Source organism: Streptomyces sp. NPDC050560 (assembly GCF_044457285.1).
Taxonomy (GTDB): Bacteria; Actinomycetota; Actinomycetes; order Streptomycetales; family Streptomycetaceae; genus Streptomyces.
The window spans coordinates 103266-127660 of record NZ_JBITGT010000009.1 but is presented as its reverse complement, the minus strand read 5'-3'; the positions used below and the strand labels follow the sequence as shown (position 1 = coordinate 127660).

Genomic DNA, 24395 nt, shown 5'->3' with positions numbered 1-24395 from the left:
AAAGTCAGAGGATGCGTGCGCGAGAGCCAGAGGGACACGTCACACCCGCCGGGCGGCCCGGCCCCGCCGACCCCGGGGAGATCGCCACGGTGCGGAGCTTCCACCGCACCGTCACCGAGCGGGTCGGTGTGCTGAGCGACCGCTACCTGGGCCTCGACCGGCCCATCGGGGAGGCCCGGCTGCTGTGGGAGACCGGCCCGCAGGGCCAGGACCTGCGGCGGCTGCGCGAGCGCCTCGGCCTCGACTCCGGGTACCTCAGCAGGCTGCTGCGCGCCCTGGAGGCCGACGGGCTCGTCACCGTGGAGCCGCTGCCGGGCGACCGCAGGGTGCGCACCGTACGGCTCACCCCCGCGGGCGAGGCCGAGCACGCCGCGCTCGACGCCCGCAGTGACGAACTCGCCGGCTCCCTGCTCGCCCCGCTCGACACCGCCGGGCGGGCCAGTCTTGTGGCGGCGATGGCCGAGGTCGAGCGGCTGCTGACGGCGACCGCCGTCACCCTCGACACCGAGGACCCGGCACACCCCGACGCCGAGAGCTGTCTGCGGGCCTACTTCGCCGAGCTGGCCGACAGCTTCGACACCGGCTTCGACCCGGCGCGCAGCCTGCTGCCCGACCCCGGGGCGCTGCGCCCGCCCGCCGGACTCTTCCTCGTGGCACGGCTGCGCGGCGAACCGGTCGGCTGCGCCGGTCTGAAACTGCCCGTGGACGCGCCCGCCGAGATCAAGCGCATGTGGGTGGCGCCCGCCGCAAGGAGGCTCGGCCTCGGCCGCAGGTTCCTCGCAGAACTGGAGGCACACGCGGCGGCGCACGGCCGCGGCCTGCTCCGCCTCGACACCAACCGCACCCTCGACGCCGCCGTCGCCCTCTACCGCTCGTACGGTTTCGAGGAGGTGCCCGCCTTCAACGACGAGCCCTACGCCCACCACTGGTTCGAGAAGCGGATCGCCCCCGCCGGCCGACCGGCCGGGCGGGCGGCTCAGCCCCCGTCGGCGCGGTGGCCGTCCTCCAGCTCGTAGGGGCCCGCGTCCTCCGCGAGCGCCCGCAGCCCCGCCAGCACCCTGCGGCCCGTCGCGCCCGGCAGCGCCGCGGGGATCTCGTCCGGGGCGAAGAACCGCCACGACAGCAGCTCCTCCTCCTGGAGCCTGATGCGCTCCGCCTCGCCGGGCGCCAGCACCCCGCCGTCGTAGAGGTACGCCACCAGCGGCGGCCGCCCGGCGCCCGGCACCCAGTCCACCGCGAGCAGCCGCCCCACCGGCCGGTCGAGGCCCAGCTCCTCCGCCGTCTCCCTGCGGGCACCCTGCCGCGGCGTCTCGCCGTCCTCCGACTCCACGGTGCCGCCTGGCAGCCCCCAGCCGGGCCGGTAGTTCGGCTCGACGAGCAGCACCCGGCCCTCGGCGTCCCGCAGCAGCACGGCGGCTCCCGAGAGCACGCGGGGCAGCCCGGCGATGTACGTGGCGTAGTCGGAAGGAGTAGTCATCGCGCCCAGCGTAGCCAGCGGACCGCAGGGCCCCGGTGCGGAGGGTGCGACGGCTCCCGTGAGGCGGCATGGGCACTGGGCGCCCCTTCCGGTTAGGGTCGCGGTGGCGCGACTGCCTTGGGGATCAAGGCCGGAAGCAAGGGGAGTGCAAGGTGGCGGACGCTGGAGCGACGGGGACCGCACGGAACGCGGCCACGCCGGAGGCGGCCCGGGTGCTGATCGCCGCGGACAAGTTCAAGGGCTCGCTGACGGCCGTGCAGGTCGCCGAGCGGGTCACGGCCGGGCTGCGTCGCGTGGTCCCCGGCCTCGCGGTGGCGGCGCTCCCGGTGGCCGACGGCGGCGACGGCACGGTGGCCGCCGCGGTGGCCGCGGGCTTCGAGCGCCGCGAGGTCAGGGTCACGGGCCCGCTGGGCGAGCCGGTCACGGCCGCGTTCGCGCTGCGGGACGGCACGGCGGTGGTGGAGATGGCGGAGGCGTCGGGGCTGCACCTGCTGCCGCCCGGCGAGTTCGCCCCGCTGACCGCGACCACGTACGGCACGGGCGAGGTGCTGCGCGCCGCACTCGACGCGGGCGCGGGGGCCGTCGTCTTCGGGGTCGGCGGCAGCGCCACCACCGACGGCGGCGCGGGCATGCTGGCGGCGCTCGGCGCCCGCTTCCTCGACGCGGCGGGCGACCCGGTCGGCCCCGGCGGGGGTGCCCTCGCCGGGCTCGCCACCGCGGACCTCTCCGGGCTCGACCCCCGGCTCGCGCACGCCACCGTGGTGCTCGCGAGCGACGTCGACAACCCGCTGACCGGGCCCAAGGGCGCGGCCGCCGTGTACGGGCCGCAGAAGGGCGCGGGACCCGAGGACGTGGCCGCCCTCGACGCCGCGCTCGCGCACTACGCGCGCGTCCTTGAGGACGCCGTCGGGCCGAGGGCGGGCGAGTGCGCGTCGGCGCCCGGGGCGGGCGCGGCGGGCGGTATCGGGTACGGGGCGCTGGTGGGGCTCGGCGCGGGCTTCCGCCCCGGCATCGAGATCATGCTCGATGTCCTCGGGTTCGCACCCGAGCTTGAGCGCGCCACCCTGGTCGTCACCGGCGAGGGCTCGCTCGACGCGCAGACCCTGCACGGCAAGGCCCCCGCGGGGGTCGCGGCGGCGGCGACCGCGGTGGGCACGCCCGTCGTCGCGGTCTGCGGGCGGCTGGCGCTGACCCCGGGGGAGCTGGCCGGTGCGGGCATCCGGCGCGCCTACGCGCTCACCGACCTGGAGTCCGACGTGTCCCGGTGCCTCGCGGAGGCGGGCCCCCTGCTGGAGCGGCTCGCCGGGCGCATCGCCCACGACTGGCTGGCACCGGCCTAGGCCCTGTCCTGCGGACAACGCGGCCGTGGGGCGGGGCGGGAGACGCCGACGGGGCGGAACCGGCCTCCGGTCCCGCCCCGTCCCCGCGTCGTACGGGCCGCGTGCTCAGGGCTGTGCCCTGGCCTCCCGGCGGTTGTCGCGGAAGTTGTTCACCCGGCGGGCCGTGGCGAACAGCGGGATCACGGCGCCCATCACCAGTTGCAGCGCACACCCGGTCTGGAGCAGGAGCTGCCCGCCGGGCGCCTCGAAGGCCCAGGACGCCAGCAGCCCCATGCTGAGCACGATCCAGCCCAGCATCGCCACCGCGAGCCTGCCGCGCGGCTTCGGGTACTCGACCCGGCTCACCATCAGCCACGCGGTGCCGACGATGGCGAGCAGGGTCGCCACGAACGGCAGCTCCAACAGCACGATGGAGACCACTGTGAGCGCCCCGAAGGGGCTCGGCATGCCCTGGAACATGCCGTCCTTCAACGTCACACAGGAGAATCTGGCCAGTCTCAGCACCACCGCGAGCAGCACCAGGATCGCCCCCGCCGCGGCGACCCGCTGGTGCGCGTCGTCGGCCACCATCCCGTATACGAGGACGAAGTAGGCGGGCGCCAGCCCGAAGCTGATCAGGTCGGAGAGGTTGTCGAGTTCCGCGCCCATCGGGGAGCTGCGCAGCTTGCGCGCCACCAGCCCGTCGAAGAGGTCGAACACGGCCGCGCAGAGCATCAGGATCACTGCGGTCGCCGCCGAGTGACGCGCCATGCCCGACTCGTCACTGCCGGTGAGGTGCGGGATCAGGATGCCCGTGGTGGTGAAGTACACCGCCATGAAGCCGCAGGTCGCGTTGCCGAGGGTGAGGGTGTCCGCTATCGAGAGGCGCAGCGACAGCGGGATGTCGTCGCCGCCCTCGTCGTCGTCCGCCTCGGTCTCGGGAGCCCAGCGGACCGGGTTCGCGGGGTCCGCCGATGTCTCGGTGTCAGCCACGGTCAACGCGAGTCACCCCAGCCACCGTCTTCTGGCCGACCTCCAGCGCCACGTCGACACCCTCGGGCAGGTACAGGTCGACCCGCGAGCCGAAGCGGATGAGTCCGATGCGGTCGCCCTGCTCCACCTTGCTGCCCCTCGGCAGGTAGGGCACGATGCGCCGGGCCACCGCGCCCGCGATCTGCACCATCTCGATGTCGCCGAGTTCGGTGTCGAGGTGCCAGACGACCCGCTCGTTGTTCTCGCTCTCCTTGTTGAACGCCGGTACGAACCCCCCGGGGATGTGCTCGACCGAGGTCACCGTCCCGGCCAGCGGGGCGCGGTTGACGTGCACGTTCAACGGACTCATGAAGATCGCGACGCGGGTGCGTCCGCCGTGCCACGGCATGATGCTCTGCACCACACCGTCCGCGGGCGCCACCACACGGCCCTCGGTGATCTCACGGTCGGGGTCGCGGAAGAACCACAGCATGCCCGCCGCGAGAGCGGTGGCGGGCACGGCGAGCGCGGCGGCCCGCCGGGAGCTGCGGGAGCGGGCCAGGCTCAGGGCCGCGGTGGCGACGGTCGGCAGGAGCCACGGCGATGCTCCGCGGGCCAGGCGGACCCGGCCGCGAGATGCAGAGGTTTGGCTGTGGGGCATGGATGACCTTCGTAGCAGATGATGCCGCGCAGTGAAGGGGACGGCGGCTTAGCGGCGATCGTATCGGTTACGAGCCGCAACTGGGCAAGCCGGGAAGCCGAGTCGGCGCCCCGGGCGCGTGGACCGGGCCTCAGGGTTTCCCTCCCGTGTGTCCCCCCAACTCCGGGAGTTACCCCGGACTTCGACACTCGTCGGGCCACCTGCGCCCGATGACCGTCTTCTGGATCTCCGCGGTGCCTTCGCCGATCGGCGGCAGCGGCACCCCCGGGCCGTTTCGTCGCCCGGAGTCCTTTTTGTGTGCCGCGCTCTCCATCATGGCACGGGCCGCCTCCGCGGTGGCGGCCATCCCCGGGGCGTGCGCCGAAACGCCTGGTGGTGCGCGGCGGGTTTGCCGAAAGTTTGACGGCGCCCGGCGTGGCCGACGTCCGGTCCGTGGGTGTGCGGGGGTGTGCGGGCACACCGCGGCCGCGCACATCTGCCGCACTCCGCTCCGTCCATCATTTGGTAAAACCCTCGTCCGGGAGTGTGACCGGAGCGCGTCACGCCCGAGGAGGTTCGAAGGAGGTGGTGCGCCGCAGGCCCGCGGCGCGCCCCTTTCCCGCGACGACCAGCGCCATCTTGCGGCTGGCCTCGTCGATCATCTCGTCGCCGAGCATCGCGGCTCCCCTGGCGCCGCCCGCCTCCGAGGTGTGGTACGCGTAGGCGTCCAGGATGAGTTCCGCGTGGTCGTAGTCCTCCTGCGCGGGGGAGTACACCTCGTTGGCGGCGGCCACCTGGTCCGGGTGCAGCACCCACTTCCCGTCGAAGCCGAGCGCGGCGGAGCGGCCTGCCACCTCGCGGAACCCCTCGGCGTTCCTGATCTGGAGGTAGGGCCCGTCGATGGCCTGCACACCGTTGCTGCGGGCCGCCATCAGAATCCGCATCAGGACGTAGTGGTAGGCGTCGGCCGGGTAGCCCGGCGGCTGCTCGCCCACCACGAGCGAGCGCATGTTGAGGGACGCCATGAAGTCCGCGGGCCCGAACACCACGGTCTCGACGCGCGGCGACGCGGCGGCGATCGCGTCCACGTTCACCAGCCCCGTGGCGTCCTCGATCTGCGCCTCGATGCCGATCCCGCCGACCGGCAGGCCCATGGCCCGCTCGATCTGGCTCAGCAGCAGGTCGAGCGCCCCGATCTGGCCGGCGTCCCGCACCTTCGGCAGCAACAGGCAGTCGACGTGCTCCCCCGCGCCTTCCACCACCGTCACCACATCGCGGTAGGTCCACTCGGTGGACCAGTCGTTGACCCTGACCACCCGCGTCTTGCGGCCCCAGTCGCCCTCGTTGAGGAACTTCACGACGGTGTGCCGCGCGCCGGGCTTCGCCGACGGCGCGCAGGCGTCCTCCAGGTCGAGGAAGACGGCGTCCACGTCAAGCCCCTGCGCCTTCTCCAGGAAGCGGGGGTTGGAGCCCGGCACCGCGAGCACGGAGCGGCGCGGGCGCACGGGGCGGGCTGCGGGCGCGTTCATACGGGGGACCTCCCGGGGTCGGGCCGTGCGGTGTGCCCGGCCCCGTCGACGATACGGCCGCCGGTCGCGGGCGGTCCCACGCCCTTCGCGGGCGCGCCCGCCGCCCCCTCCCGGCCGCCGACCGGGCCGCTCTTGCGGGCAGCGGCTGCCTCGGACGAGCGATCCTCGCTCGCGGGTGCGGAGGAAGATCCGGTTCCGGGCCGCGCGGGACACGCGCCGCCGCCCCGGGCCCCGGCACGGTGTACGGCGGGGTGCGCACATGCAGTACGTTCGGGGTCATGCCGCAGCCCGCCAAGCCCTCCCGCACCAGCCAGGCGACCGACGCACCGGAGGCCCCGGGCACCCCGTCCGCGGGCACCGCGAGCGGCCGGGCCGCGGCCCAGCGGCTGAAGATGCGCCGCGAACTCGCCGCCGCCGCCATGGAGCTGTTCGCCACCAAGGGCTACGAGGCCACCACCGTCGACGAGATCGCGGGCGCCGCAGGCGTCGCCCGCCGCACCTTCTTCCGCCACTTCAGGTCCAAGGAGGAGGCGATCTTCCCGGACCACGACGACACCCTGGTGCGCGCCGAGGCCGTACTGAACGCCGCCCCCGCCCACGAGCCCCCGCTCGACACGATCTGCCGCGGCATCAAGGAGGTCATGAAGATGTACGCGGCGCAGCCCGAGATCTCCGTCGCCCGCTACCGCCTCACCCGCGAGGTCCCCACCCTCCGCGAGGCCGAGATCGCCTCCGTCGCCCGCTACGAACGGCTGTTCACCCGCTACCTCCTCGGGCACTACGACGAGCACGCGCACCACGACACCGGCTTCGACGACCCGCTGCTCGCCGAGGTCGCCGCCTCCGCCGTCGTCACCGCCCACAACCACGTCCTGCGCCGCTGGCTGCGCGCCAACGGCCAGGGCGACGTCGAGGCCCAACTCGACCACGCCTTCGCGATCGTACGGGCCACCTTCGGCGCGGGGGCGGGCCGCGGCCCGCAGGCCGCCGCCGCGCCCACGGGCGAGGGCGGCGAGGTGCTGGTCACCGTCGCCCGCACCGACACCCCGCTGCCCGAGATCATGCGCACCATCGAACGGGCCCTGCGCGAGCGCCCGCCCGCGCCGCGCCCGCCGGGCGCCGCCGCCGAGTGATCCGGTCCGCGGTCTGTCCCGGTGATCCGCACGCGACTACCCTCGCGCCATGGACGAAGAGCTGCGGGCGCTCACCGAGCGCTTACGGCGGGAAGCCGCGGGCGACCACGAGTTCGACCGCATGGCGACCACCCGGGACAAGGACGAACTCGTCGCCGTACTGACCGGCCCGGGACGCCCCCTGTGGGCGAGGGAGCTGGCCGCGTTCCGGCTCGGCACCGCGGGCGACCGCCGCGCCTTCGAGGCCCTGGTGCTGCTGCTCAACCACCGCGACCCGCAGCGCTGCGCGTCCGCGGCCCGCGCCCTCGCCCGGCTGCGCGACCCCCGCACCGCGCGCGCCGCCGCCGCCCTCGCCACCAACGAACTGCGTGTCGCCTACGCGCTGCACCCGGTACGGCTGCTCACCGAGCTGCGCGCCCCCGAGTCGGCGCCCGCCCTGATCACCGCGCTGGAGCGCCGCCTCAGGCCGCGCGACCCCTACTGGCGGGTCGCCCTCGCCTGCGTGGAGGGCCTCGGCGCCCTCGGCGACCGCAGGGCGCGCCCCGTCCTCACGGCCGCCGCCGGGATGCCCAGGCTCGCCCCCGCCGCCGAGGCGGCGCTGGCCCGGCTGCCCGGCTGACCCCCCGTCAGCCGTCCACCAGCGCCAGCGCCTCCACCTCCATCAGGAACCCGGGACCCACGAGCGCGGCCACCTGGAGCGCCGAACTCGCCGGCAGCCGCGCCGGGTCGAGCACGGCGTCCCTGGCCTCCCTGATCGCCGGCATGTACGCCATGTCCGTGACGAAGTACGTCAGCTTCACCACGTCGTCGAAGCCGGCCCCCGCCGCCGCGAGGCACCGCCGCAGGTTCTCGAACACCTGCCGGGCCTGCGCCGCCGGGTCCCCGGCCCCCACCAGCCTCCCGTCCCCGTCGAGCGGGAGCTGCCCCGAGACCGCCACGAGCCGCCCGGTGCCGTGCACCACGTGCGTGTACTGGGCCGCGGGGAAGACGCCCTCGGGCGCGTGGACACGGGTCAGTCGCTCAGCCATGGGCCGATTATGACCGCCGGGCCGCGGCGTCAGACCCCGGGCCCGTGCCCCCGTGGGCCGAGCGCCTCGTGCAGCCGGTCCACCGGCCGCAGCGCCCGCCGCGTCCCCGCCGGTTCGGGATCGGGCAGCGCGGGGCACACCGCGTCCACCGTCCCCTCGCCGCGCGGCACGGTCCCGTCCCGCAGATACGCGGCGAGCCGCTCGTCGAGGCACGCGTTGCCGCTGAGGGTGACGCCGTGGTTGCCGCCGCCCTCCTCCACCACCAGGCTGGAGTCCCGCAGCGCACGGTGCACCGCCACACCGCCCTCGTACGGCGTCGCGGCGTCCCCGGTGGCCTGGAAGAGCAGCACCGGCGGCAGCGCGTTCGTCGACACGTCGACCGGCTCGCGCCCCCTGACGGGCCAGAACGCGCACGGCGCGTTGTACCAGGTGTTGTTCCAACTGCTGAACGGCGCCTTGTGGTCCGAGCGCCGGGCGTCGCGCACCCATGTCTGCCAGTCCCGCGGCCAGGGCGCGTCCCTGCACTGCACCGCGGTGTACACGCTGTAGTTGTTGTCGCCCGTCGCGTCCTGCGCGCCGAGCGCACGGTACGCGCGCAGCAGCGGCGCCGTGTCCTTCTCCTTCACGTACGCCGAGAACGCCTGCGCCAGCCTCGGCCAGTAGAGGTTGGAGTAGCCGCCCGGCAGGAACGTGTCCTCCAGCTCCGCGCCGCCCACCGTGCCGCCCGCGGGCTCGGCGGTCACCGCGCGCCGCATCGCGTACCACTCGTCCTCGACCCGCGCCGGGTCGGCGCCCAGGTGGTACGCGGCGTCGTGCTTGGCCACCCATGCGAGGAACGCCTGGTGGCGGGCGTTGAACGCGATGTTCTGGTCCAGGTTGTCGCGGTACCAGACGCCCTGCGGCGTCACCACCGAGTCCAGCGCCATCCGGTGCACCCGGTGCGGGAACAGCTTCCCGTACACCGCGCCGAGGTACGTGCCGTACGAGTAGCCGAAGTAGCTGATGCGCTGCGCACCGAGCGCGTGCCTGATGTCGTCCATGTCCCGCGCCGAGCTGTCGGTGTCCATGAACGGCAGCAGCCCCGCGTACTCGCTGCCGCACGCCTCGGCGAAGTCCCTGGCCCGCTGCACGTTCTCGCGCGCCGTCTCGTAGCCCTCCGGCACGCTCGCCGGGCGCACCGGGTCGAAGTGCCCGGGCACACAGTCGAGCGCGGGCCTGCTGCGCCCCACCCCGCGCGGGTCGAAGCCGATCACGTCGTACTGCGAGGTGATGTCGTCGGGCAGCGACCCGGCCACCACACCGGCGAGCGAGAGCCCGCTGCCGCCTGGCCCGCCCGGGTTCACCAGCAGCGGGCCCTGGAACTCCTTGCCGGTGTGCGGCACCCGGGAGAGCGCCAGGGTGATCTGGCGGCCGCGCGGGCTCTGGTGGTCGAGCGGCACCCGCAGCGAGGCGCACTGCATCGTGGGCGAGTCCTCGGTGCCGCAGTCCTTCCAGGCGAGCGCGGCGGGGCGGGTGAGGGGCCCGGCGTCGCTCGCGGCGGGCGGCCCTGCGCTCACCGCCGCGGCGAGGGCCGCCGCGACCGAACAGAGGGCGGCTGCGCGTTTCTTCATGGGGCCTCCCGGCGGGGCTAGAGGGCGTTCTGCCCGGACGTTCAAGCCCGCATCGTCCCCGGGGAGCCGGCCCCGCCAAGCGAGCGGCCGCACCGCCCACCCGAATGCCCCGGCACTCCCACCCGGGGGACCCACCGGGCGCCCGCCTCAGAGCAGCGTGAGCTGGGTCGGCTCCGCCGCCCCCGCCGCGGGCCCCGCGTCCTGCGCGGGCGCCAGGCCCCTGCTCTCGCCCGCGCGCGCAGGACCCATCCCGTACTCGGCGGCCAGCTCGTGCACCTGGCGGGTGACCCGCCGCTGGTACCAGCGCGGGCAGTACGAGCCGCCCGCGTACAGCCGCTCGTAACGCCGCACCAGGTGCGGGTGCTCACGGCCGAGCCACGCCATGAACCACTCCCTGGCACCCGGCCGCAGGTGCAGCACCAGCGGTGTCACCGAGGCCGCCCCCGCCGCCGCGATCTCCCGCACCGTCGCGCGCAACTGCCCGGGCCCGTCGCTGAGGAACGGCAGCACCGGCGCCATCAGCACCCCGCACCCGATGCCGCGCTCCCCGAGCGCCCGCACCACGTCGAGGCGGCGCTGCGGCGCGGGCGTGCCCGGCTCCACGCTGCGCCACAGCCCGGGGTCGGTGAAGCCCACCGAGACCGCGACGCCGATGTCCGTGACCCGCGAGGCGCGCTCCAGCAGAGCGAGGTCGCGCAGCACCAGGGTGCCCTTGGTGAGGATGGAGAAAGGATTCTCCCGCTCGGTGAGCGCCCGGATGATCCCCGGCATCAGCGCGTACTTGCCCTCCGCGCGCTGGTAGCAGTCGACGTTGGTACCCATCGCTATGTGCCGGCCCTCCCAGCGCGGCGACGCCAACTGGCGGCGCAGCACCTCGGGCGCGTTCACCTTCACCACGATCTGGGAGTCGAACCCGTGGCCCGTGTCCAGGTCGAGATAGCTGTGCGTCCTGCGCGCGAAGCAGTACACGCACGCGTGGGTGCAGCCGCGGTACGGGTTGACCGTCCACTCGAACGACATCCGGGACGTGCCCGGCACCCGGTTCAGCACGGATCTGGCCCGGATCTCGTGGAACGTGACGCCGCGGAACTCCGGGCTGTCGTACGTGCGGGTGGTCACCGCGTCCGTCCCGAACAGCGCGGCACCGTCCTGACCTGGCCGGTCCCTCAGATTCTCCCAGCGCATGACGCCTCCTCGGTGGTACTCCCAAAAGAATAGAACACATGTTCCCTTGATCGTGCGACCCCTGGTTTGGCGGGCGCGGCGCGGGGTGGTTGGCTGTGCCCTGTCCCGCAGGGCCCCCAGAAGCGAGAGGAAGCGCCATGGCGCAGGTCGAGGCAGTCACAGAACGGACGATCGCCGCCGCACCCGACGAGGTCTTCGACGCCCTCGCCGACTACAGCGGCACCCGCCAGGGACTGCTGCCCGGCCAGTTCAGCGAGTACGAGGTGCGCGAGGGCGGCGACGGCGAGGGCACCGTCGTGCACTGGCGGCTCCAGGCCACCAGCAAGCGGGTCCGCGACTGCCTGCTCGACGTCACGGAGCCCACCGACGGCGAACTCGTCGAGAAGGACCGCAACTCCTCCATGGTCACCACCTGGCGGGTGACCCCGGCGGGGGAGGGCTCCTCGCGCGTCACCGCCACCACGGTCTGGAACGGCGCCGGGGGCATCGGCGGATTCTTCGAGAAGACCTTCGCGCCCAAGGGCCTCGGCCGTATCTACGACGCGATTCTGGCCAATCTCGCGGCCAAAACCCAGCAGGTCAGCGGCGGCTGACCGGCCGCCCCCCGGCGGCTTCCGCACCCCGCGCGCGGCAGCCGCCCCCCTTCCCTCCCGCGTCATCCGTACGGGTGGTTTCAAAAGGCGCGCGTTGAACGCCGCAACGCTCCTACCGGCGGCGACGCCCGAAAACCACGCCTCGCCCAAGTTGCTCCGCATTGTCGCGTAATGCGAAAAATTACGCCGCAGGTGACGAGGGGAGCAGTACGTGGGCGGGACGACGCTGGCCGATGGCGCGGCGGCACCGGGAACAGCAGACCGGGACACGGCACGGGAACCGGCGGCGAAGGGGCCGTCGGGACGCGGGCCGACGGAGGGGGCCGCGGCGCCGGGCGCGGGACCCTACGACGAGCGGCCACAGCCCCCGGGTGAGGAGCGGGCCGACGGCCCCGGCGGCACGGCCGACGAGGGGGCGCTGCCCGGCGACCCGGAGCAGACCGTGCCGCTGGCCGAACTGCTCCAGGACGAACAGCCGGAACCGGCGCCCGTCCTCGGCCCCCGCCGGGTGCGGCTCGTCTTCGTGGGGCTGATGCTCGCCCTGCTGCTCGCCGCGCTCGACCAGATGATCGTCGCCACCGCCCTGCCGAAGATCGTCGGCGAGCTGCACGGGCTCGACAAGATGCCCTGGGCGATCACCGCCTACCTGCTCACCTCGACCATCGGCCTCCCGGTCTACGGCAAGCTCGGCGACCTCCTCGGCCGCAAGAGCGTCTTCCAGTTCGCCATCGCGTGCTTCGTGCTCGGCTCCGCGCTCGCCGGCTGGTCGCGCACCATGGACCAGCTCATCATCTTCCGCGCCGTCCAGGGCGTCGGCGCGGGCGGCCTCATGATCGGCGTCCAGGCGATCATCGGCGACATCGTGCCGCCCCGGGACCGCGGCAGGTTCATGGGCCTCATCGGCGCCGCCTTCGGACTCGCCTCCGTCGCGGGGCCCCTGCTCGGCGGCTTCTTCACCGACCACACGAGCTGGCGCTGGTGCTTCTACGTCAACGTCCCCTTCGGCCTGGTCACCCTCGCCGTCGTCACCGTCGTCCTGCCGAGGCGGCGGCCCGCGGGCAGGCCCCGCTTCGACGTCCTCGGCACCCTGCTGCTCACCGCGGCCTCCACCTGCCTCGTCCTCCTCACCAGTTGGGGAGGCACCGAGTACGCCTGGGGCTCCCGTGTCATCCTCGGCCTCGGCGCGGGCGCGGTCGTCGCCACGGTGCTCTTCCTGCTCGCCGAGCGCTTCGCCGCCGAACCCCTCATCCCGCTGCGGCTGTTCAGGGACTCCGTCTTCAACGTCACCGGCCTCGTCGGCGCCGTCGTCGGCATCGCCCTCTTCGGCGCAGCCAGCTATCTGCCCACGTACCTCCAGATGGTCGACGGCGCGAGCGCCACCGGCTCGGGGCTGCTGATGCTGCCCATGATGGGCGGCGTCGTCATCGCCTCCGTGGTCTCCGGCCAGCTCATCAGCCGCACCGGCCGCTACCGCGTCTACCCCATCCTCGGCGGCGCCCTCTCCACCCTCGGCATGTGGCTGCTGTCCCGCCTGGAGACCGGCACCCCACGGCTGCACTACAGCATCTGGATGGCGGTGCTCGGCGCGGGCATCGGGCTCGTCATGCCGGTCCTGGTGCTCGCCGTGCAGAACTCGGTGCGCCCCTCCGACATGGGCGCCGCCACCAGCGCCAACAACTACTTCCGGCAGATCGGCGGCAGCGTCGGCGCCGCCGTCTTCGGCACCCTCTTCGCGAGCCGCCTCGCCCACGAACTCGGCGGCAGGCTCCCCGCGGGCGCGCACCTGCCCGACCCGGAGTCCATCACCCCGCAGCTCGTCCACCAGTTGCCGCCCGCGCTGCGCGACGGCTACATCGGCGGCTACGCCGCGGCCATGCCGCGCATCTTCCTCTACCTCGTCCCCGTGCTCGCCCTCGGGCTGCTCATCGCCTTCTTCCTCAAGGAGACACCCCTGTTGTCCAGTGCCGTGCCCCACAGCGCCTCCGACACCGACTCCCTCACGGAGCCCGGCATCCCCGCCGCCCGCAGCTCCTACGCGGCCGGGGTGCCGGTGTGCGGGGGAGTGGTGCACCCGGACGGCACCGCGGTGCCGCGCGCCGCGCTCACCCTCATCGACGTCTCGGGGCGCCAGATCGGCCGCGGCGCCAGCGGCGACGACGGGCGCTACGCCCTGTCCACGCCCGGCACCGGCTCGTACGTCCTCATCGCCGCGGCGGGCGGACACCAGCCGCAGGCCGTGTCCGTGACGGTGGGCGAGCGGCCCGTCGAACTCGACGTCGTCCTCGGCGGGGCCGGGCGGCTCGCCGGTGCCGTGCTCACCGCGGACGGCTCACCCGTCCGCGACGCCACGGTCACCCTCACCAACGTGCACGGGGAGGTGGTGGCCACCACCCGCAGCGCACGCGAAGGGGGCTACCAGATCACCGAGTTGGTGGCCGGTGAGTACACGCTGGCGGCGAGCGCACCCGCGTTTCGGCCCGCGGCGCTTCCGGTGAGTGTGCAGGCGGCGCGGGAGACCCGGCAGGATGTGGAGCTGGCCGGGGGAGCGGTGCTCAGGGGGACCGTGCGTGCGGGGGGTGGGCGGCCCGTCGAGGATGCGCGGGTGACGCTGCTGGACGCGGCCGGGAACGTGGTGGACACGCTGACCACCGGGGCGGACGGGACGTTCCGGTTCGTGGATCTGTCGTCGGGGGAGTACACGGTGATCGCGGCGGGGTATCCGCCGGTGGCGACCGTGTTGCAGGTCGCGGGGGGTGGGCGCACGGAGCGGGATCTTCAGCTCGGGCATGAGGATTGAGGTGTGTTGTGGCGTGAAGTGGGGTGCGGGGGGTTGTGTGGTGCGGTGGTGGGTGGGTGGTTGCGGTGCGTCGGCGGGCTGCGGGTTTGGGGTTGACCTTTCAGTCGGGTGGAATGTCTAGCGTTGTCGTATGCGGATTTCTCAGCTTGCCGAGCGGTGTGGTGTGCCGGCGACGACGTTGCGGTTCTACGAGGCTGCCGGGTTGCTGTCCGCCGGGCGGACGCCGGGTGGGTACCGGGTGTACGGCGAGGACGCGGTGGAGCGGCTCGCGTTCATCGGGGCCGGCAAGCGGCTCGGGCTTGCGCTGGAGGAGATCGGGGAGCTGCTCGCGGTGTGGGAGGGCGGGGTGTGTGCCCGGGTGAAGGCGGGGCTACGGCCACGGGTCGTGGCGCGCCTCGCGGAGGCGGAGCGGAGGAACGCGGAGCTTGGGGCGTTCGCCGCCTCGCTGCACGCCGCCCTGGGACGGCTCGACTCGTTGCCCGAGCGGGCGGGCAGGTGTGATGCGGAGTGCGGGTTCCCCGGTGGGGCGGGGGCCGGTGGGGAATCCGCCGGTTCCGGCCCGGGGGGCGGTTTTGGTTCCGGTTTCGTTGACGCCGCGTCCGCATCCACCCCCGCGTCCGTGCCCGGGGAGCGGTGGCGGTCTGCCCCGGTGGTCTGTTCGTTGGGGGGTGAGGGGGTGGCCGAGAGGGCTGGGGAGTGGCGTCGGGTGCTTGAGGGGGCCGGGCGGGGGGCTGTTCTGGACGGGGTGCGGGTGACGTTGCCCGTCGGGCGTGTCGGCCGGGTGGTGGAGTTGGCCGCCGCGGAACAGCGGTGCTGCCCCTTCTTCGACTTTCGGGTGCATCTCGACGGCGGGGTGGTGCATCTCGAAGTTCGGGCGCCGGCCGAGGGGACGGGGCTTCTCGCCGAGTTGTTCGGGCCCCTCCCGGGGGTCCTCAGCCCTGGTGCACCATCTCGTACTCCTCCGTCAGCTCGCGCACGCGGATGAAGCCGAGTTTGCGGTAGAACGCCTCGGCCCTCCCGTTGTCGCGGTGGACCAGCAGGCGGGTGCGGGAGGCGCGGGGGGCCGTCCAGGCCAGCGCGGTCCTGAACAGGGCCGCCGACACCGTGCCGCCGCGGTGCCCGGGGCGTACGAACACGCCCACCAGATGGGCCTGGGGGCGGTCGACGGCCTCGCCCATGAAGTCCACCGTGCCCGCCTGTTCGAGCAGGGCCGTCACCGTGCCGAGCCACTCGCCGTCCGGTGCCTCCGCCACGAACTGGCGGTTCCGGCCGCCCTCCGCGCCGCCGAGTGTGCGCTCCTTCCAGAAGGCGTCAGGGCGGGCCACCGCCTCGTCGTACGTCTCAAAGAAGGCGATGGGTGCCACCGGGTCCCGCAGTGCGGCAAGGCGCAGGGCCTTCACCGCGGGCCAGTCGTCCGCCCGTACCTGTCTCACCGTGTAGTCGCCGCTCATGGCGGCATGATTCTGAGCGGGGGAGGGGCGGTGCAAGTGCTTTGTCGCCCGCCCGCCGCGGGGGCGGGCGACGGGGGTAAAACCGGTTTCGCCGTGTGGTGTCCGCGCGTACGCTCTGAAGCGTCCCAGGTGCGAAGGCGCGGGTTACTTCCACTCCTAATGGGGAGGTTGCGGGTTCAAATCCCGTCGCCGGGCCCTGGCCCGGCGTAGCTCAACCCGGTAGAGCACCTTGTCACCCGCGCCGATCTGATCTCTGGGACGCACCCCCTTCGCGCGAGGGGGCTTCTCATGCCCGCCGCCCGGCCGCGTGCCGGGCCGCGGCGGCCTCGGCGACCGGTGTGAAGAAGTTCACCAGGTTGCCGTCCGGGTCGCGGAAGAGGAGCGACCTGTTGCCCCAGGGCATCGTGGCGGGGCCGCCGACGACATCGGTGACGAAGTCCGCCAGGCGCCGGTGTGCGAGGTCCACGTCGTCCACCAGGAACTCGACGATCACGCTCTGGTTCGCGGCCGGGCGCGCGGCGCCGGGCGCGAACATCCGCACCGTTTTCGTGCTGCCGATGGCGAGGGTGCCGCCCGGCGTCCGCAGCTCGGCGAAGTCCTCCGAGGCCCGGTCCGCCGCCACCCCGAGCGCCCGCTCGTAGAACGCGACGAGGCGCGCGACGTCTCCCGTGATGACGCGGATCGAAACAAGGTCCATGATGCGGTCTCCTTTGCCGGTGAACGGGTCGTGCGCTGTGCAGGCTAGGAGAGATAGCGGACAGAAACGGTCCCCTATGCGGCCTACGCTGTCCGCATGTCTCGACCGACAGGGCGTGTGCTGACGCTCCTGGAACTCCTCCAGTCGGGCGGCACCCGCACCGTCGCGGAACTCGCCGACCGGCTCGGCGTCGGCGGGCGCACCGTGCGCCGCTACGCGGACCACCTCGTCGACCTCGGGGTGCCCGTGGAGTCGGTGCGCGGCCGCTACGGCGGCTACCGGCTCGCCCCCGGCTACCGGCTGCCCCCGCTCATGCTCGGCGACGACGAGGCCCTCGCGGTGCTTCTCGGCCTCGTCGCCGGGCCGGCCGCGGCGCTGCCCACCGCGGGCGAGACCGCGGCGGCCAAGATACGGCGCGTGCTGCCACGGCACCTCGCCCACCGGCTCGACGCCCTCCTCGACTCCCTGGCGTTCACAGAACCGCCCCGCACCGCGCACGCACCCGACCCCGGGGTGCTGCTCACGCTCGCCGACGCGGTGCGCCACCGGCGTCCTGTCGCGATCCGCTATACCGACCGCGACGGCGGGCAGAGCGAACGCGTCCTGCACCCGTACGGCATCGTCGCCCACGCGGGCCGCTGGTACGCCACCGGCGCCGACTCCCGCAGCGGCGCGGAACGCACGTTCAGGCTCGACCGCGTCGCCGACGCCAGGACCCGGCCCGGCTCTTTCGAGGCGCCGCCGGACACCGACCGGGCGCGGCGGCTGCTTGAGGGCTTCGCCACCGCCGCGTACCGGCACCGGGTGACCCTGCGGGTACGGGGGACCGTCGAGCGGATTCGTGCCCAACTGCCCGCGAGCGTAGCCGTGTTGGAAGAGGAGCCGGGTGCGCGGGAGCCGGACGGCACCCCGCCGTGGGTCAGGGCCGAGCTGCGGGTGGAGCGGCTCGACTGGCTGCCGCCGGTACTCGCCGCGCTCGACCTGCCGTTCATGGTCGAGCGCCCGGACGAACTGCGCGCCCTCGTCGTCGCGTTCGCGGACCGGTTCGCCGCCCGTGCCCGCGGCGCCTGACAAGTCCCCGCGAGGCGCGGCTACTTGATGCCGGTGGTCGCGATGCCCTCCGTGATCCTGCGCTGGAACACCAGGAACACCGCGATCAGCGGCAGGAACCCCAGCACCGACGAGGCCATCACCTCCGCGTACTGGATGTTGCTGTTGCTCACCAGCGACGCCAGACCCACCGGAATCGTCTGGGACTTGGTCTGGCTCAGTGACAGCAGGGGCCAGAGGAAGGCGTTCCAGGAGGTGATGAACGTGAGGATCGACACCGTCGCGACCGCCGGGCGGCAGATCGGCATGCACACCGTGCGGTACACCCGCCACCAGCTCGCGCCGTCGATACGGGCCGCCTCGATCAGCGCCCTCGGGATGCCGCGGAAGAACGCCTGGAACACGAAGACCGACACCGGCGCCGCCACCGACGGCAGCACCAGCGCCCAGTACGTGCCGAGCAGGTGCATCGACCGGTACTCGATGAACTGCGGCAGCACCAGCGCCTCCGTCGGCAGCATGAGGCCCGCCGACGCCAGCGCCACCGCCGCCCCCCGCCCGGGAAACCGCAGATGGGCGAGCGCGAACCCGGCCATCGAGCACAGCGCCACGGTGAACACCACCGCGAGCGCCGAGATCACCAGGCTGTTCAGGTACCAGTACCCCAGCGGGTAGTTGTCCCAGGCGTAGGAGTACGCGTGGAACGACCAGCCGCCCGCGAACGGCGACATCGGGTCCTTGGTGATCGCGCCGTCCTCGCGCAGCGAGGTGATGAGCGCCCAGCCGAACGGCACCAGCCAGATCAGCGCGAACAGGGTGACGCACACCGCGCAGAGGCGGTTGAAGAGCTTCGCGCTGTCGACCGCCGGCACGCCGCGGGAACCGGCGCGCGGCGCCTCGGAGATGGTGGCCAAGGTGTCCTCCGCTCAGGCCGCCGCACGGGCGCCGCCGCCTGTCACGCGGCGCAGCGCGTACCAGGCCGCCGACACCGCGACGATGATGACGAAATAGACCAGGGTGGCCGCGGCGCCGTAACCGCCGCGGTACGAGGTGAAACCGGTGTCGTAGATGTACTCGATCACCGGCCGCGTCGACTGGTCGGGGCCGCCCTGGAGGAGCAGGTAGATCTGGTCGAACACCTTCAGCGACGCCAGGATCTGGAGGATCAGCACCAGGCTCGTGGTGCGGTGCAGCAGCGGCACCGTGATCCGTGTGATCTGCTGCCAGGGGCCCGCCCCGTCGATGGCCGCCGCCTCGTACACGTCCCGGGGGATGTCCTGGAGCGCGGCGGTGTACAGCACGAAGTTGAAGCCGAACGTCCACCACAGGGTCATCAGGACCACCGCGGTCCAGCCGCCCGAGGTGGTCCCGAGGAAGTCGGGCGGGGTGAGGCCGACCGCGCCGAACAGCTTCGGCAGCAGCCCCACCTCGGGGGTGTACATCCACAGGAAGACCAGCGCCACCACCGACGAGGGCACCACGTACGGGGCGAAGAACGCCAGCCGGTAGAACACCCGCCCGCGCGGTATCCGGGACGCCAGGATCGCGCCGAGCAGCGCGAGCACCACGAGCAGCGGGGTGGTGATCAGGGTGAAGAGCACCGAGTGCCACATCGCCGACCAGAACTGCGCGTCCCGCAGCACCGTCGAGTAGTTCGACACCCCCACCCAGTCGCCGAGGCCGTCCTTGACGGTGGTCGTGTTGAAGAAGCTCAGGACGATGCCCACCAGCAGCGGCCCGACGAGGAACACCAGGTACACGACCATGAAGGGCGCGCTGAGCAGCAGCCCCGCCCGGCGGTCGGCGCGCGGCGTACGGCCGCGTTCCGTGGGCCCTGACGCCGCCGCTGCGGCGTCGAGCACGGGGGCGACGGTCGTCATGGGACACCCTCCTACTTCATCGTGACCGGAGGCCGGGCGGTGGTGAAGCGCCGCAGGTCGGCGCGGACCGCGGCGACGGCGGCCCCGGGGCGCAGCCGCCCCGCGAGGGCCTCGATGACCGTCGCGCCGACGGTGGTCTGGAAGTCGGAGCCCGCGCCCGTGTACCAGGCGCTGGGGTCGTAGCGCGCGTCGAACGCGGCGCGTACGTAGTTGCGCTGCGGGGACTGGTCGAGAAACGCCTTGCTGCGCTGGGTCGGCAGCCACGCCGGGACATGGCCGCCGTGCGCCCAGATGTCGCTGTGGTCCAGCAGGCCCTTCACGAACCGGGCCGCGGTCGCGGTGCGCCCGTCGGAGCGCCGCGGGTTGTGCGGGAACACCAGCGCGTGCGAGTCGGCGTACGCGACCGGCTTGTCGCCCAGCAGCGCGGGGAACGGCACCACGTTGAACCGCAGGCCCTTGACCTCGCGGTAGGACGGTATCTGCCACTCCCCGTCGAAGAGGAACCCGGCCTTGCCGGTGGCGAACAGCGCGTTGGCGCCCGAGCCCGTCACGTTCCCCGGCATCAGCCCTGGGCCCGTGAGCCCCTGGAGGAACGCGAACGACTCCCGCATGGCGTCGTCGTCCACGGCCACTTCGGTCCCCGAGTCGGCGACCATGGGCCCGGCGAGCCCCGAGTAGACCATGCTGAAGCACCGCCAGGCGGTGGAGGGGTCCGCGGTGGTCGCCATCACGGCCCCGTACCTGCCGGTGGCCTCCTTCATCGCGCGCAGCGCGTCCGTGAACGCGGCCTTGCCCGCCATGGGCTTCAGGCCGTCGCCCGCGGCGTTCAGCAGCCCGGCCTTCTTCGCCATGTCGACGTTGTAGTAGAGGACGAAGGGGTGGGTGTCGAGCGGTACCGCGTACACCGTGCCGTCGACGGTGGCCTTCCGCCAGGCCGCGGGCGTGAACCGGTCCTCGGTGACGCCGAGTTCGCCCACCCCCGTGTCCTCGACGGGTTCCAGCAGCCCCGAGGCGGCCAGCAGCGGCAGCCGGGAGAGGTGGGTGATGGCGACGTCCGGCGGGGTGCGGCTCGCGGTGGCCAGCGCGAGCTTGGTGTAGTACGGATTGCCCCAGGTCAGGATGGTGGCCTCGACGCTGGTGCCGCGGTGCTCCCTGCGGAACGCGTCCTCCATCAGCGTCATGTTGGCGCCGTCGCCGCCCGTGAACAGGTTCCAGAAGATGACGTCGGCGGTGTTCGGCTGGGTGCCCGCGAGACCGGAGGCCAGCGGGGAGGAGCACGCCGACAGCGCACCGGCCGAGGCGAGCCCGGCCCCCAGGGCCAGCAGGCCCCGGCGCGTCACCGCTGTGCCCATGAGAGTCCCCCCGTCCCGTCGCCTCGCCGCCCCGTGTGCGACGCCGCATCGATGTGCGCCCCCGCCGGGCGGCCGCCACGGCGGCGCCCGCGGCGCGCGGCTGCGCGCCGTGACACACCGCCGGGTACGGGCCCGGGACGCCGGAGCGCACAGTGGCTGGCCGAGAGAGTGACACATGCTTTTCAACGATGCAATAGGCGGGTCGACGCTTTGCCGAGCCGCCGGGCCGACGGCCTGGTCAGCGGCTCGGGGGATGGTCGGGAGGTGGCTCGGGGGATGGTCGGGTGGTGGCTCGGGTGGTGGCTTAGGCGGTGGCTCAGGCGGCGGTCGGTCGTCGGCTCGCTCCTCGGCTCGGGCGGTGGGCCGTGGGGGTGCGGTCAACGGCCGATCGCCGCCGCTCCAAGACCCGGCACACGGAGTGGGCGGCCCCGCCCCGCCCGGCTACTCCGCGCGCTCCACGCCCCCGCGCCCCGCGCCCCCGCGCCGTAGCGACGACTCCCGTACGACCAGCCGGAACGGTGTCGCCTCCCGGGGTGTCGCCGCGCGCCCGGTCCCGGTCTGCGCCGCGCCGTCCGCGCTCCGGGCCGGCTCCCGCCCCGCGGGGCCCGCCGCCCGGCCCGCGCCGCGGCCCCCGCGGGGCGCCTGCTGCTCGTCGAGCAGGCTCAGCGCGCGCTCCGCGATCACGTCGAGGTCGGGGGCGACCGAGGTGAGCGGGGGATGGGTGTACGCGGCCTCGGGGACGTTGTCGATACTGGCCAGCGCGACGTCCTCGGGCACCCGTACCCCGGAGGCGTTCAGCGCCCGCAGGGCGCCCACCGCCAGTGCGTCGTTGAACGCGAACACGGCGTCGGGCAGCGGCCCGCTGCCGTCGAGCAGATGGCGCACCGCCGCGTGGCCCTGGTCACGCGTCCAGTCGCGTACCGGCACCACCAGCCAGTTCACCCGCCGCACCCCCGCAGCCGACAGCGCCAGGCGGTAGCCCTCGGCGCGCTGGCGGCCGTTCTCGCTCTCGTTGAGGCCGAGCGCCACGATGCGCCTGCACCCCTGTTCGAGCAGGTGCTCCACGGCGGTGAGTGCCGCTGCCACGTTGTCGATGCCGACCCGCGGGAAGTGGTCGCCGACATCGTGCTCGCCCAGCATGACCAGCGGAAAGTCCGGCGCCGTGGCGTCCACGTCGGACGCGGGCACGGTGAGCGCGCTGAACAGCACCCCGTCCGCCACGTTGGTGAGGCCGCCCGCCAGGATGCGCCGCTCCGCCTCGCTGTCGCCCGCGGTGGACTCCACCAGCACCGTGACACCGCGCCGCGCCGCCGCCCCGATGACCGCCTGGGCCAGCTCCGCGAAGTACGGCTCCGCGAGGAACGGCACGGCCAGCGCGACGAACCCGGTGCGGCCCGAGCGCAGGCCGCGCGCCAGGTAGTCCATGCGGTAGCCCAGCTCGTCGAGCGAGCGCTGCACCCGCGCCCTGGTCTCCGGGCTGACGTGCGCGTATCCGCTGACCACGTTGGACACGGTGCGCACCGAGACGCCCGCGTGCTCGGCCACGTCCCGCATCCGTACTCTGCTGGCCACCGCTGGTGCTCCTCTGGTCTTCACCGGCCCGCACACCACAGGATCGGGGCCGCCCCGGACCGCCCGGCACGGCATTGCATCGATGCAAAAGATCATTCATGATGAGCGGACTTCGATTGTACGGAACGTGTGCCGGGCGGCCAGAGGAGGAAACCGTGAACGCGAGCGATCTCGACGGTACATACCCGAGGCCGATGCTGCGCCGCGCGTGGTGGCGGAGCCTGGACGGCGACTGGGAGTTCGGGTACGACGACGCGGACACGGGGGAGCGCGACGGCTGGTTCGAGCCCGGGGCCACCGGCGGCTTCGACCGCCGCATCGTGGTGCCGTTCCCGCCGGAGTCGCCCGCCTCCGGCATCGGCGACACCGCGCCGCACCGGGTCGTCTGGTACCGGCTGCGGGTGCCGCACGACGCCCTCGTGCCCGGGGACGCGGCGCCCGGCGACCGCTCGCTCGTGCACTTCGGGGCGGTCGACCACCGCGCCAGGGTCTGGCTCGACGGCCGCCTCGTCGCCGCGCACGTGGGCGGCCAGAGCCCGTTCACCGCCGACGTCACCGACGCCCTGCGCCGGGACGCCGCCGAGCACACCCTCGTCGTACGCGCCGAGGACGACCCCGCCGACCTCTCCGTGCCGCGCGGCAAGCAGGACTGGCAGGAGCGCCCGCACGCGGTCTGGTACGAGCGCACCACCGGCATCTGGCAGCCGGTGTGGACCGAGGCGGTGCCCGCCCAGCACATCGCCGACCTCGCCTGGCGCGCCGACCCCACGTACGGCGCCGTCGCCGAGGTGGTCCTCGCCCGGCCGCTCACCGCGCCGCTCGCGGTCGACGTGGAACTGCGGCTCGGCGAGCGCGTGCTCGCCCGCACCGCCGCCGTCACCACCGGGCGCCGGGTCCGCCTCGACGTGCCGATACCCGCGCTGCGCGGCGGCATCGACCGCGAGGACCTGTGGTGGCGCCCCGAGTCCCCGACCCTCGTCGACGCGCGCGTCACGCTGCGCGAGGCGCCCGGGGACGGCGCCGCCACCGGGGCGCCGCGCGCCCCCCTCGACACCGTGGACAGCTACCTCGGGCTGCGCAGCGCGGGCGTCGGCCGCGGCAGCTTCCTGCTCAACGACCGCCCGTACTACGTTCGTTCGGTGCTGAACCAGGGCTACCGGCAGGACACCCAGCTCGCTTCGCGCGGCTCGGCGGAGCTGCGCGGCGAGGTCGAGACGATCAAGGCCATGGGCTTCAACGCGGTACGCCTCCACCAGAAGGCCGAGGACCCCAGGTTCCTCTACTGGGCCGACCGGCTCGGCCTGCTGGTGTGGGGCGAGACGGGCGCGGCGTACGAGTACGGCACCGACGCGGTGGAGCTGCTGACCCGGGAGTGGCTCGACCTGGTGCGCCGCGACCGCAGCCACCCCTCGGTCGTGACCTGGGTGCCCGTCAACGAGAGCTGGGGCGTCTCCGACATCGCCCGCGACCCCGCCCAGCGGCACTTCTCGCAGGCCCTCGCCCACCTCACCCGCGCCGCCGACCCGACCAGGCCCGTCCTGTCCAACGAGGGCTGGGAGCACACCGACAGCGACATCCTCGGCGTCCACGACTACGCGGGCGACCCCGGCGTGCTGCGCGGCCACTACCGCGACGCCGCCGCCTTCGGCGCGCTGCTCGCGGGCCCGGGGCCGCAGGGCCGCAGGCTCGTCCTGACCGACGCGCAGCGCGAGCGGTTCGCGGCCGGGGACGCGCCCCTGATGATCACGGAGTTCGGCGGCCTCGCGCTCGACAGCGACGCGGGGGACTTCTTCTACACGCAGACCGGCTCCGCCGCGCAGTACGCCAAGCTCCTCGACGAACTCTTCGGCGCCCTCCACGACAGTCCCCTGGTGGCGGGCTTCTGCTACACCCAGTTCATGGACACCGCGCAGGAGACCAACGGCCTCCTCACCGCCGCGGGCGAGCCGAAGCTGCCGCTCGACACCCTCCGCGCCATCGTGACCGGCAAGGCGGCCCCCGCCGTGCGCGACTGACCGGCGACGGAGCGCCGCACACCTTGCCCACACCCCACGCCCGGGGCGCCCCGCACACCCCGCGGCGCCCCGCCCGGCATCCGCCCCCGCCCTGT

At 73.7% G+C, this 24395-nt stretch carries 22 protein-coding genes and 1 tRNA gene; 10 read left to right on the top strand and 13 right to left on the bottom strand.

Annotated elements, in window-relative coordinates:
• Positions 1–11: 11 nt before the first annotated feature.
• Positions 12–1016, top strand: coding sequence for a GNAT family N-acetyltransferase (locus ACIBIW_RS21825; protein WP_399338600.1), 1005 nt, complete (start codon positions 12–14; stop codon positions 1014–1016).
• Here the strand turns inward: ACIBIW_RS21825 and ACIBIW_RS21820 are convergent.
• A complete protein-coding gene (locus ACIBIW_RS21820) occupies positions 977–1477 on the bottom strand; it encodes an NUDIX domain-containing protein (protein ID WP_399338599.1) in 501 nt (166 codons plus the stop codon). The two genes, ACIBIW_RS21825 and ACIBIW_RS21820, sit on opposite strands and share 40 nt — an antisense overlap.
• 152 nt (positions 1478–1629) lie before the next feature.
• On the opposite strand from ACIBIW_RS21820, the gene ACIBIW_RS21815 reads away from it, so the two are divergent.
• Positions 1630–2817, top strand: coding sequence for a glycerate kinase (locus tag ACIBIW_RS21815; RefSeq protein WP_399338598.1), 1188 nt, complete (start codon positions 1630–1632; stop codon positions 2815–2817).
• A 105-nt stretch (positions 2818–2922) separates the two neighbouring features.
• On the opposite strand, the gene pssA is transcribed toward ACIBIW_RS21815, so the two are convergent.
• The 3 genes from pssA to ACIBIW_RS21800 all read right to left on the bottom strand — a co-directional run bounded on the left by pssA (position 2923) and on the right by ACIBIW_RS21800 (position 5937).
• Positions 2923–3789 (bottom strand): CDP-diacylglycerol--serine O-phosphatidyltransferase, encoded by an 867-nt coding sequence (gene pssA, locus ACIBIW_RS21810; RefSeq protein WP_399338597.1) that lies wholly within the window; start codon positions 3787–3789, stop codon positions 2923–2925.
• Positions 3782–4429, bottom strand: a complete 648-nt coding sequence (locus tag ACIBIW_RS21805; protein ID WP_399338596.1) for a phosphatidylserine decarboxylase — start codon at positions 4427–4429, stop codon at positions 3782–3784. The genes pssA and ACIBIW_RS21805 overlap by 8 nt, the downstream gene beginning before the upstream one ends.
• Before the next feature lie 539 nt (positions 4430–4968).
• Positions 4969–5937, bottom strand: coding sequence for an HpcH/HpaI aldolase/citrate lyase family protein (locus ACIBIW_RS21800; protein WP_399338595.1), 969 nt, complete (start codon positions 5935–5937; stop codon positions 4969–4971).
• A gap of 278 nt (positions 5938–6215) precedes the next feature.
• Here ACIBIW_RS21800 and ACIBIW_RS21795 point away from each other — a divergent pair, with 278 nt between their 5' ends.
• Both ACIBIW_RS21795 and ACIBIW_RS21790 read left to right on the top strand, forming a co-directional pair.
• Positions 6216–7070, top strand: coding sequence for a TetR family transcriptional regulator (locus ACIBIW_RS21795; protein ID WP_399338594.1), 855 nt, complete (start codon positions 6216–6218; stop codon positions 7068–7070).
• A 49-nt stretch (positions 7071–7119) separates the two neighbouring features.
• Positions 7120–7689 carry an adenylosuccinate lyase gene (locus ACIBIW_RS21790; RefSeq protein WP_399338593.1) on the top strand — a complete coding sequence of 190 codons (570 nt, stop codon included), beginning with the start codon at positions 7120–7122 and terminating at the stop codon, positions 7687–7689.
• A gap of 7 nt (positions 7690–7696) precedes the next feature.
• On the opposite strand, the gene ACIBIW_RS21785 is transcribed toward ACIBIW_RS21790, so the two are convergent.
• From ACIBIW_RS21785 to ACIBIW_RS21775, 3 genes are all read right to left on the bottom strand, one after another.
• A complete protein-coding gene (locus tag ACIBIW_RS21785; protein ID WP_399338592.1) occupies positions 7697–8098 on the bottom strand; it encodes a RidA family protein in 402 nt (133 codons plus the stop codon).
• A 29-nt stretch (positions 8099–8127) separates the two neighbouring features.
• A complete protein-coding gene (locus ACIBIW_RS21780; protein WP_399338591.1) occupies positions 8128–9708 on the bottom strand; it encodes an alpha/beta hydrolase in 1581 nt (526 codons plus the stop codon).
• Positions 9709–9855: 147 nt separating this feature from the next.
• The gene (locus ACIBIW_RS21775; protein ID WP_399338590.1) at positions 9856–10893 is read right to left on the bottom strand and encodes an Rv2578c family radical SAM protein; all 1038 of its coding nucleotides are present in this window, start codon (positions 10891–10893) and stop codon (positions 9856–9858) included.
• 137 nt (positions 10894–11030) lie between these two features.
• Between ACIBIW_RS21775 and ACIBIW_RS21770 the strand changes: the two genes are divergently transcribed.
• The 3 genes from ACIBIW_RS21770 (at position 11031) to ACIBIW_RS21760 (ending at position 15268) form a co-directional block, all read left to right on the top strand.
• Positions 11031–11486, top strand: a complete 456-nt coding sequence (locus ACIBIW_RS21770; protein ID WP_399338589.1) for an SRPBCC family protein — start codon at positions 11031–11033, stop codon at positions 11484–11486.
• A gap of 442 nt (positions 11487–11928) precedes the next feature.
• The gene (locus tag ACIBIW_RS21765) at positions 11929–14283 is read left to right on the top strand and encodes an MFS transporter (protein ID WP_399338879.1); all 2355 of its coding nucleotides are present in this window, start codon (positions 11929–11931) and stop codon (positions 14281–14283) included.
• Positions 14284–14413: 130 nt separating this feature from the next.
• Positions 14414–15268, top strand: a complete 855-nt coding sequence (locus tag ACIBIW_RS21760; RefSeq protein WP_399338588.1) for a MerR family transcriptional regulator — start codon at positions 14414–14416, stop codon at positions 15266–15268.
• Here the strand turns inward: ACIBIW_RS21760 and ACIBIW_RS21755 are convergent.
• Entirely contained in the window at positions 15216–15734 is a 519-nt protein-coding gene (locus ACIBIW_RS21755) for a GNAT family N-acetyltransferase (protein ID WP_399338587.1), read from the bottom strand. The genes ACIBIW_RS21760 and ACIBIW_RS21755 overlap by 53 nt on opposite strands.
• A 125-nt stretch (positions 15735–15859) precedes the next feature.
• Here ACIBIW_RS21755 and ACIBIW_RS21750 point away from each other — a divergent pair.
• Positions 15860–15929 (top strand) — tRNA-Leu (locus tag ACIBIW_RS21750).
• Positions 15930–16020: 91 nt separating this feature from the next.
• On the opposite strand, the gene ACIBIW_RS21745 is transcribed toward ACIBIW_RS21750, so the two are convergent.
• The gene (locus ACIBIW_RS21745) at positions 16021–16431 is read right to left on the bottom strand and encodes a VOC family protein (protein WP_399338586.1); all 411 of its coding nucleotides are present in this window, start codon (positions 16429–16431) and stop codon (positions 16021–16023) included.
• 96 nt (positions 16432–16527) lie between these two features.
• Between ACIBIW_RS21745 and ACIBIW_RS21740 the strand changes: the two genes are divergently transcribed.
• Positions 16528–17502 carry a helix-turn-helix transcriptional regulator gene (locus ACIBIW_RS21740; protein WP_399338585.1) on the top strand — a complete coding sequence of 325 codons (975 nt, stop codon included), beginning with the start codon at positions 16528–16530 and terminating at the stop codon, positions 17500–17502.
• A 20-nt stretch (positions 17503–17522) separates the two neighbouring features.
• On the opposite strand, the gene ACIBIW_RS21735 is transcribed toward ACIBIW_RS21740, so the two are convergent.
• The 4 genes from ACIBIW_RS21735 to ACIBIW_RS21720 all read right to left on the bottom strand — a co-directional run bounded on the left by ACIBIW_RS21735 (position 17523) and on the right by ACIBIW_RS21720 (position 22285).
• A complete protein-coding gene (locus ACIBIW_RS21735; protein WP_399338584.1) occupies positions 17523–18395 on the bottom strand; it encodes a carbohydrate ABC transporter permease in 873 nt (290 codons plus the stop codon).
• Positions 18396–18407: 12 nt separating this feature from the next.
• On the bottom strand, positions 18408–19361 hold the full coding sequence (locus ACIBIW_RS21730; RefSeq protein WP_399338583.1) for a carbohydrate ABC transporter permease: 954 nt from the start codon (positions 19359–19361) through the stop codon (positions 18408–18410).
• An 11-nt stretch (positions 19362–19372) separates the two neighbouring features.
• Positions 19373–20713, bottom strand: coding sequence for an extracellular solute-binding protein (locus ACIBIW_RS21725; protein WP_399338582.1), 1341 nt, complete (start codon positions 20711–20713; stop codon positions 19373–19375).
• A gap of 441 nt (positions 20714–21154) precedes the next feature.
• Positions 21155–22285, bottom strand: a complete 1131-nt coding sequence (locus ACIBIW_RS21720) for a LacI family DNA-binding transcriptional regulator (protein WP_399338581.1) — start codon at positions 22283–22285, stop codon at positions 21155–21157.
• Between the two features lie 155 nt (positions 22286–22440).
• Here ACIBIW_RS21720 and ACIBIW_RS21715 point away from each other — a divergent pair, with 155 nt between their 5' ends.
• On the top strand, positions 22441–24300 hold the full coding sequence (locus ACIBIW_RS21715; RefSeq protein WP_399338580.1) for a glycoside hydrolase family 2 protein: 1860 nt from the start codon (positions 22441–22443) through the stop codon (positions 24298–24300).
• The last annotated feature ends 95 nt before the right edge of the window (positions 24301–24395 follow it).

Bases quoted from the DNA above. Each gene is read 5' to 3' on its own strand.
- ACIBIW_RS21825 (WP_399338600.1), top strand. From the start codon at position 12: ATGCGTGCGCGAGAGCCAGAGGGACACGTCACACCCGCCGGGCGGCCC.
- ACIBIW_RS21820 (WP_399338599.1), bottom strand. From the start codon at position 1,477: ATGACTACTCCTTCCGACTACGCCACGTACATCGCCGGGCTGCCCCGC.
- ACIBIW_RS21805 (WP_399338596.1), bottom strand. From the start codon at position 4,429: ATGCCCCACAGCCAAACCTCTGCATCTCGCGGCCGGGTCCGCCTGGCC.
- ACIBIW_RS21800 (WP_399338595.1), bottom strand. From the start codon at position 5,937: ATGAACGCGCCCGCAGCCCGCCCCGTGCGCCCGCGCCGCTCCGTGCTC.
- ACIBIW_RS21795 (WP_399338594.1), top strand. From the start codon at position 6,216: ATGCCGCAGCCCGCCAAGCCCTCCCGCACCAGCCAGGCGACCGACGCA.
- ACIBIW_RS21790 (WP_399338593.1), top strand. From the start codon at position 7,120: ATGGACGAAGAGCTGCGGGCGCTCACCGAGCGCTTACGGCGGGAAGCC.
- ACIBIW_RS21785 (WP_399338592.1), bottom strand. From the start codon at position 8,098: ATGGCTGAGCGACTGACCCGTGTCCACGCGCCCGAGGGCGTCTTCCCC.
- ACIBIW_RS21780 (WP_399338591.1), bottom strand. From the start codon at position 9,708: ATGAAGAAACGCGCAGCCGCCCTCTGTTCGGTCGCGGCGGCCCTCGCC.
- ACIBIW_RS21775 (WP_399338590.1), bottom strand. From the start codon at position 10,893: ATGCGCTGGGAGAATCTGAGGGACCGGCCAGGTCAGGACGGTGCCGCG.
- ACIBIW_RS21770 (WP_399338589.1), top strand. From the start codon at position 11,031: ATGGCGCAGGTCGAGGCAGTCACAGAACGGACGATCGCCGCCGCACCC.
- ACIBIW_RS21760 (WP_399338588.1), top strand. From the start codon at position 14,414: ATGCGGATTTCTCAGCTTGCCGAGCGGTGTGGTGTGCCGGCGACGACG.
- ACIBIW_RS21755 (WP_399338587.1), bottom strand. From the start codon at position 15,734: ATGAGCGGCGACTACACGGTGAGACAGGTACGGGCGGACGACTGGCCC.
- ACIBIW_RS21745 (WP_399338586.1), bottom strand. From the start codon at position 16,431: ATGGACCTTGTTTCGATCCGCGTCATCACGGGAGACGTCGCGCGCCTC.
- ACIBIW_RS21740 (WP_399338585.1), top strand. From the start codon at position 16,528: ATGTCTCGACCGACAGGGCGTGTGCTGACGCTCCTGGAACTCCTCCAG.
- ACIBIW_RS21730 (WP_399338583.1), bottom strand. From the start codon at position 19,361: ATGACGACCGTCGCCCCCGTGCTCGACGCCGCAGCGGCGGCGTCAGGG.
- ACIBIW_RS21725 (WP_399338582.1), bottom strand. From the start codon at position 20,713: ATGGGCACAGCGGTGACGCGCCGGGGCCTGCTGGCCCTGGGGGCCGGG.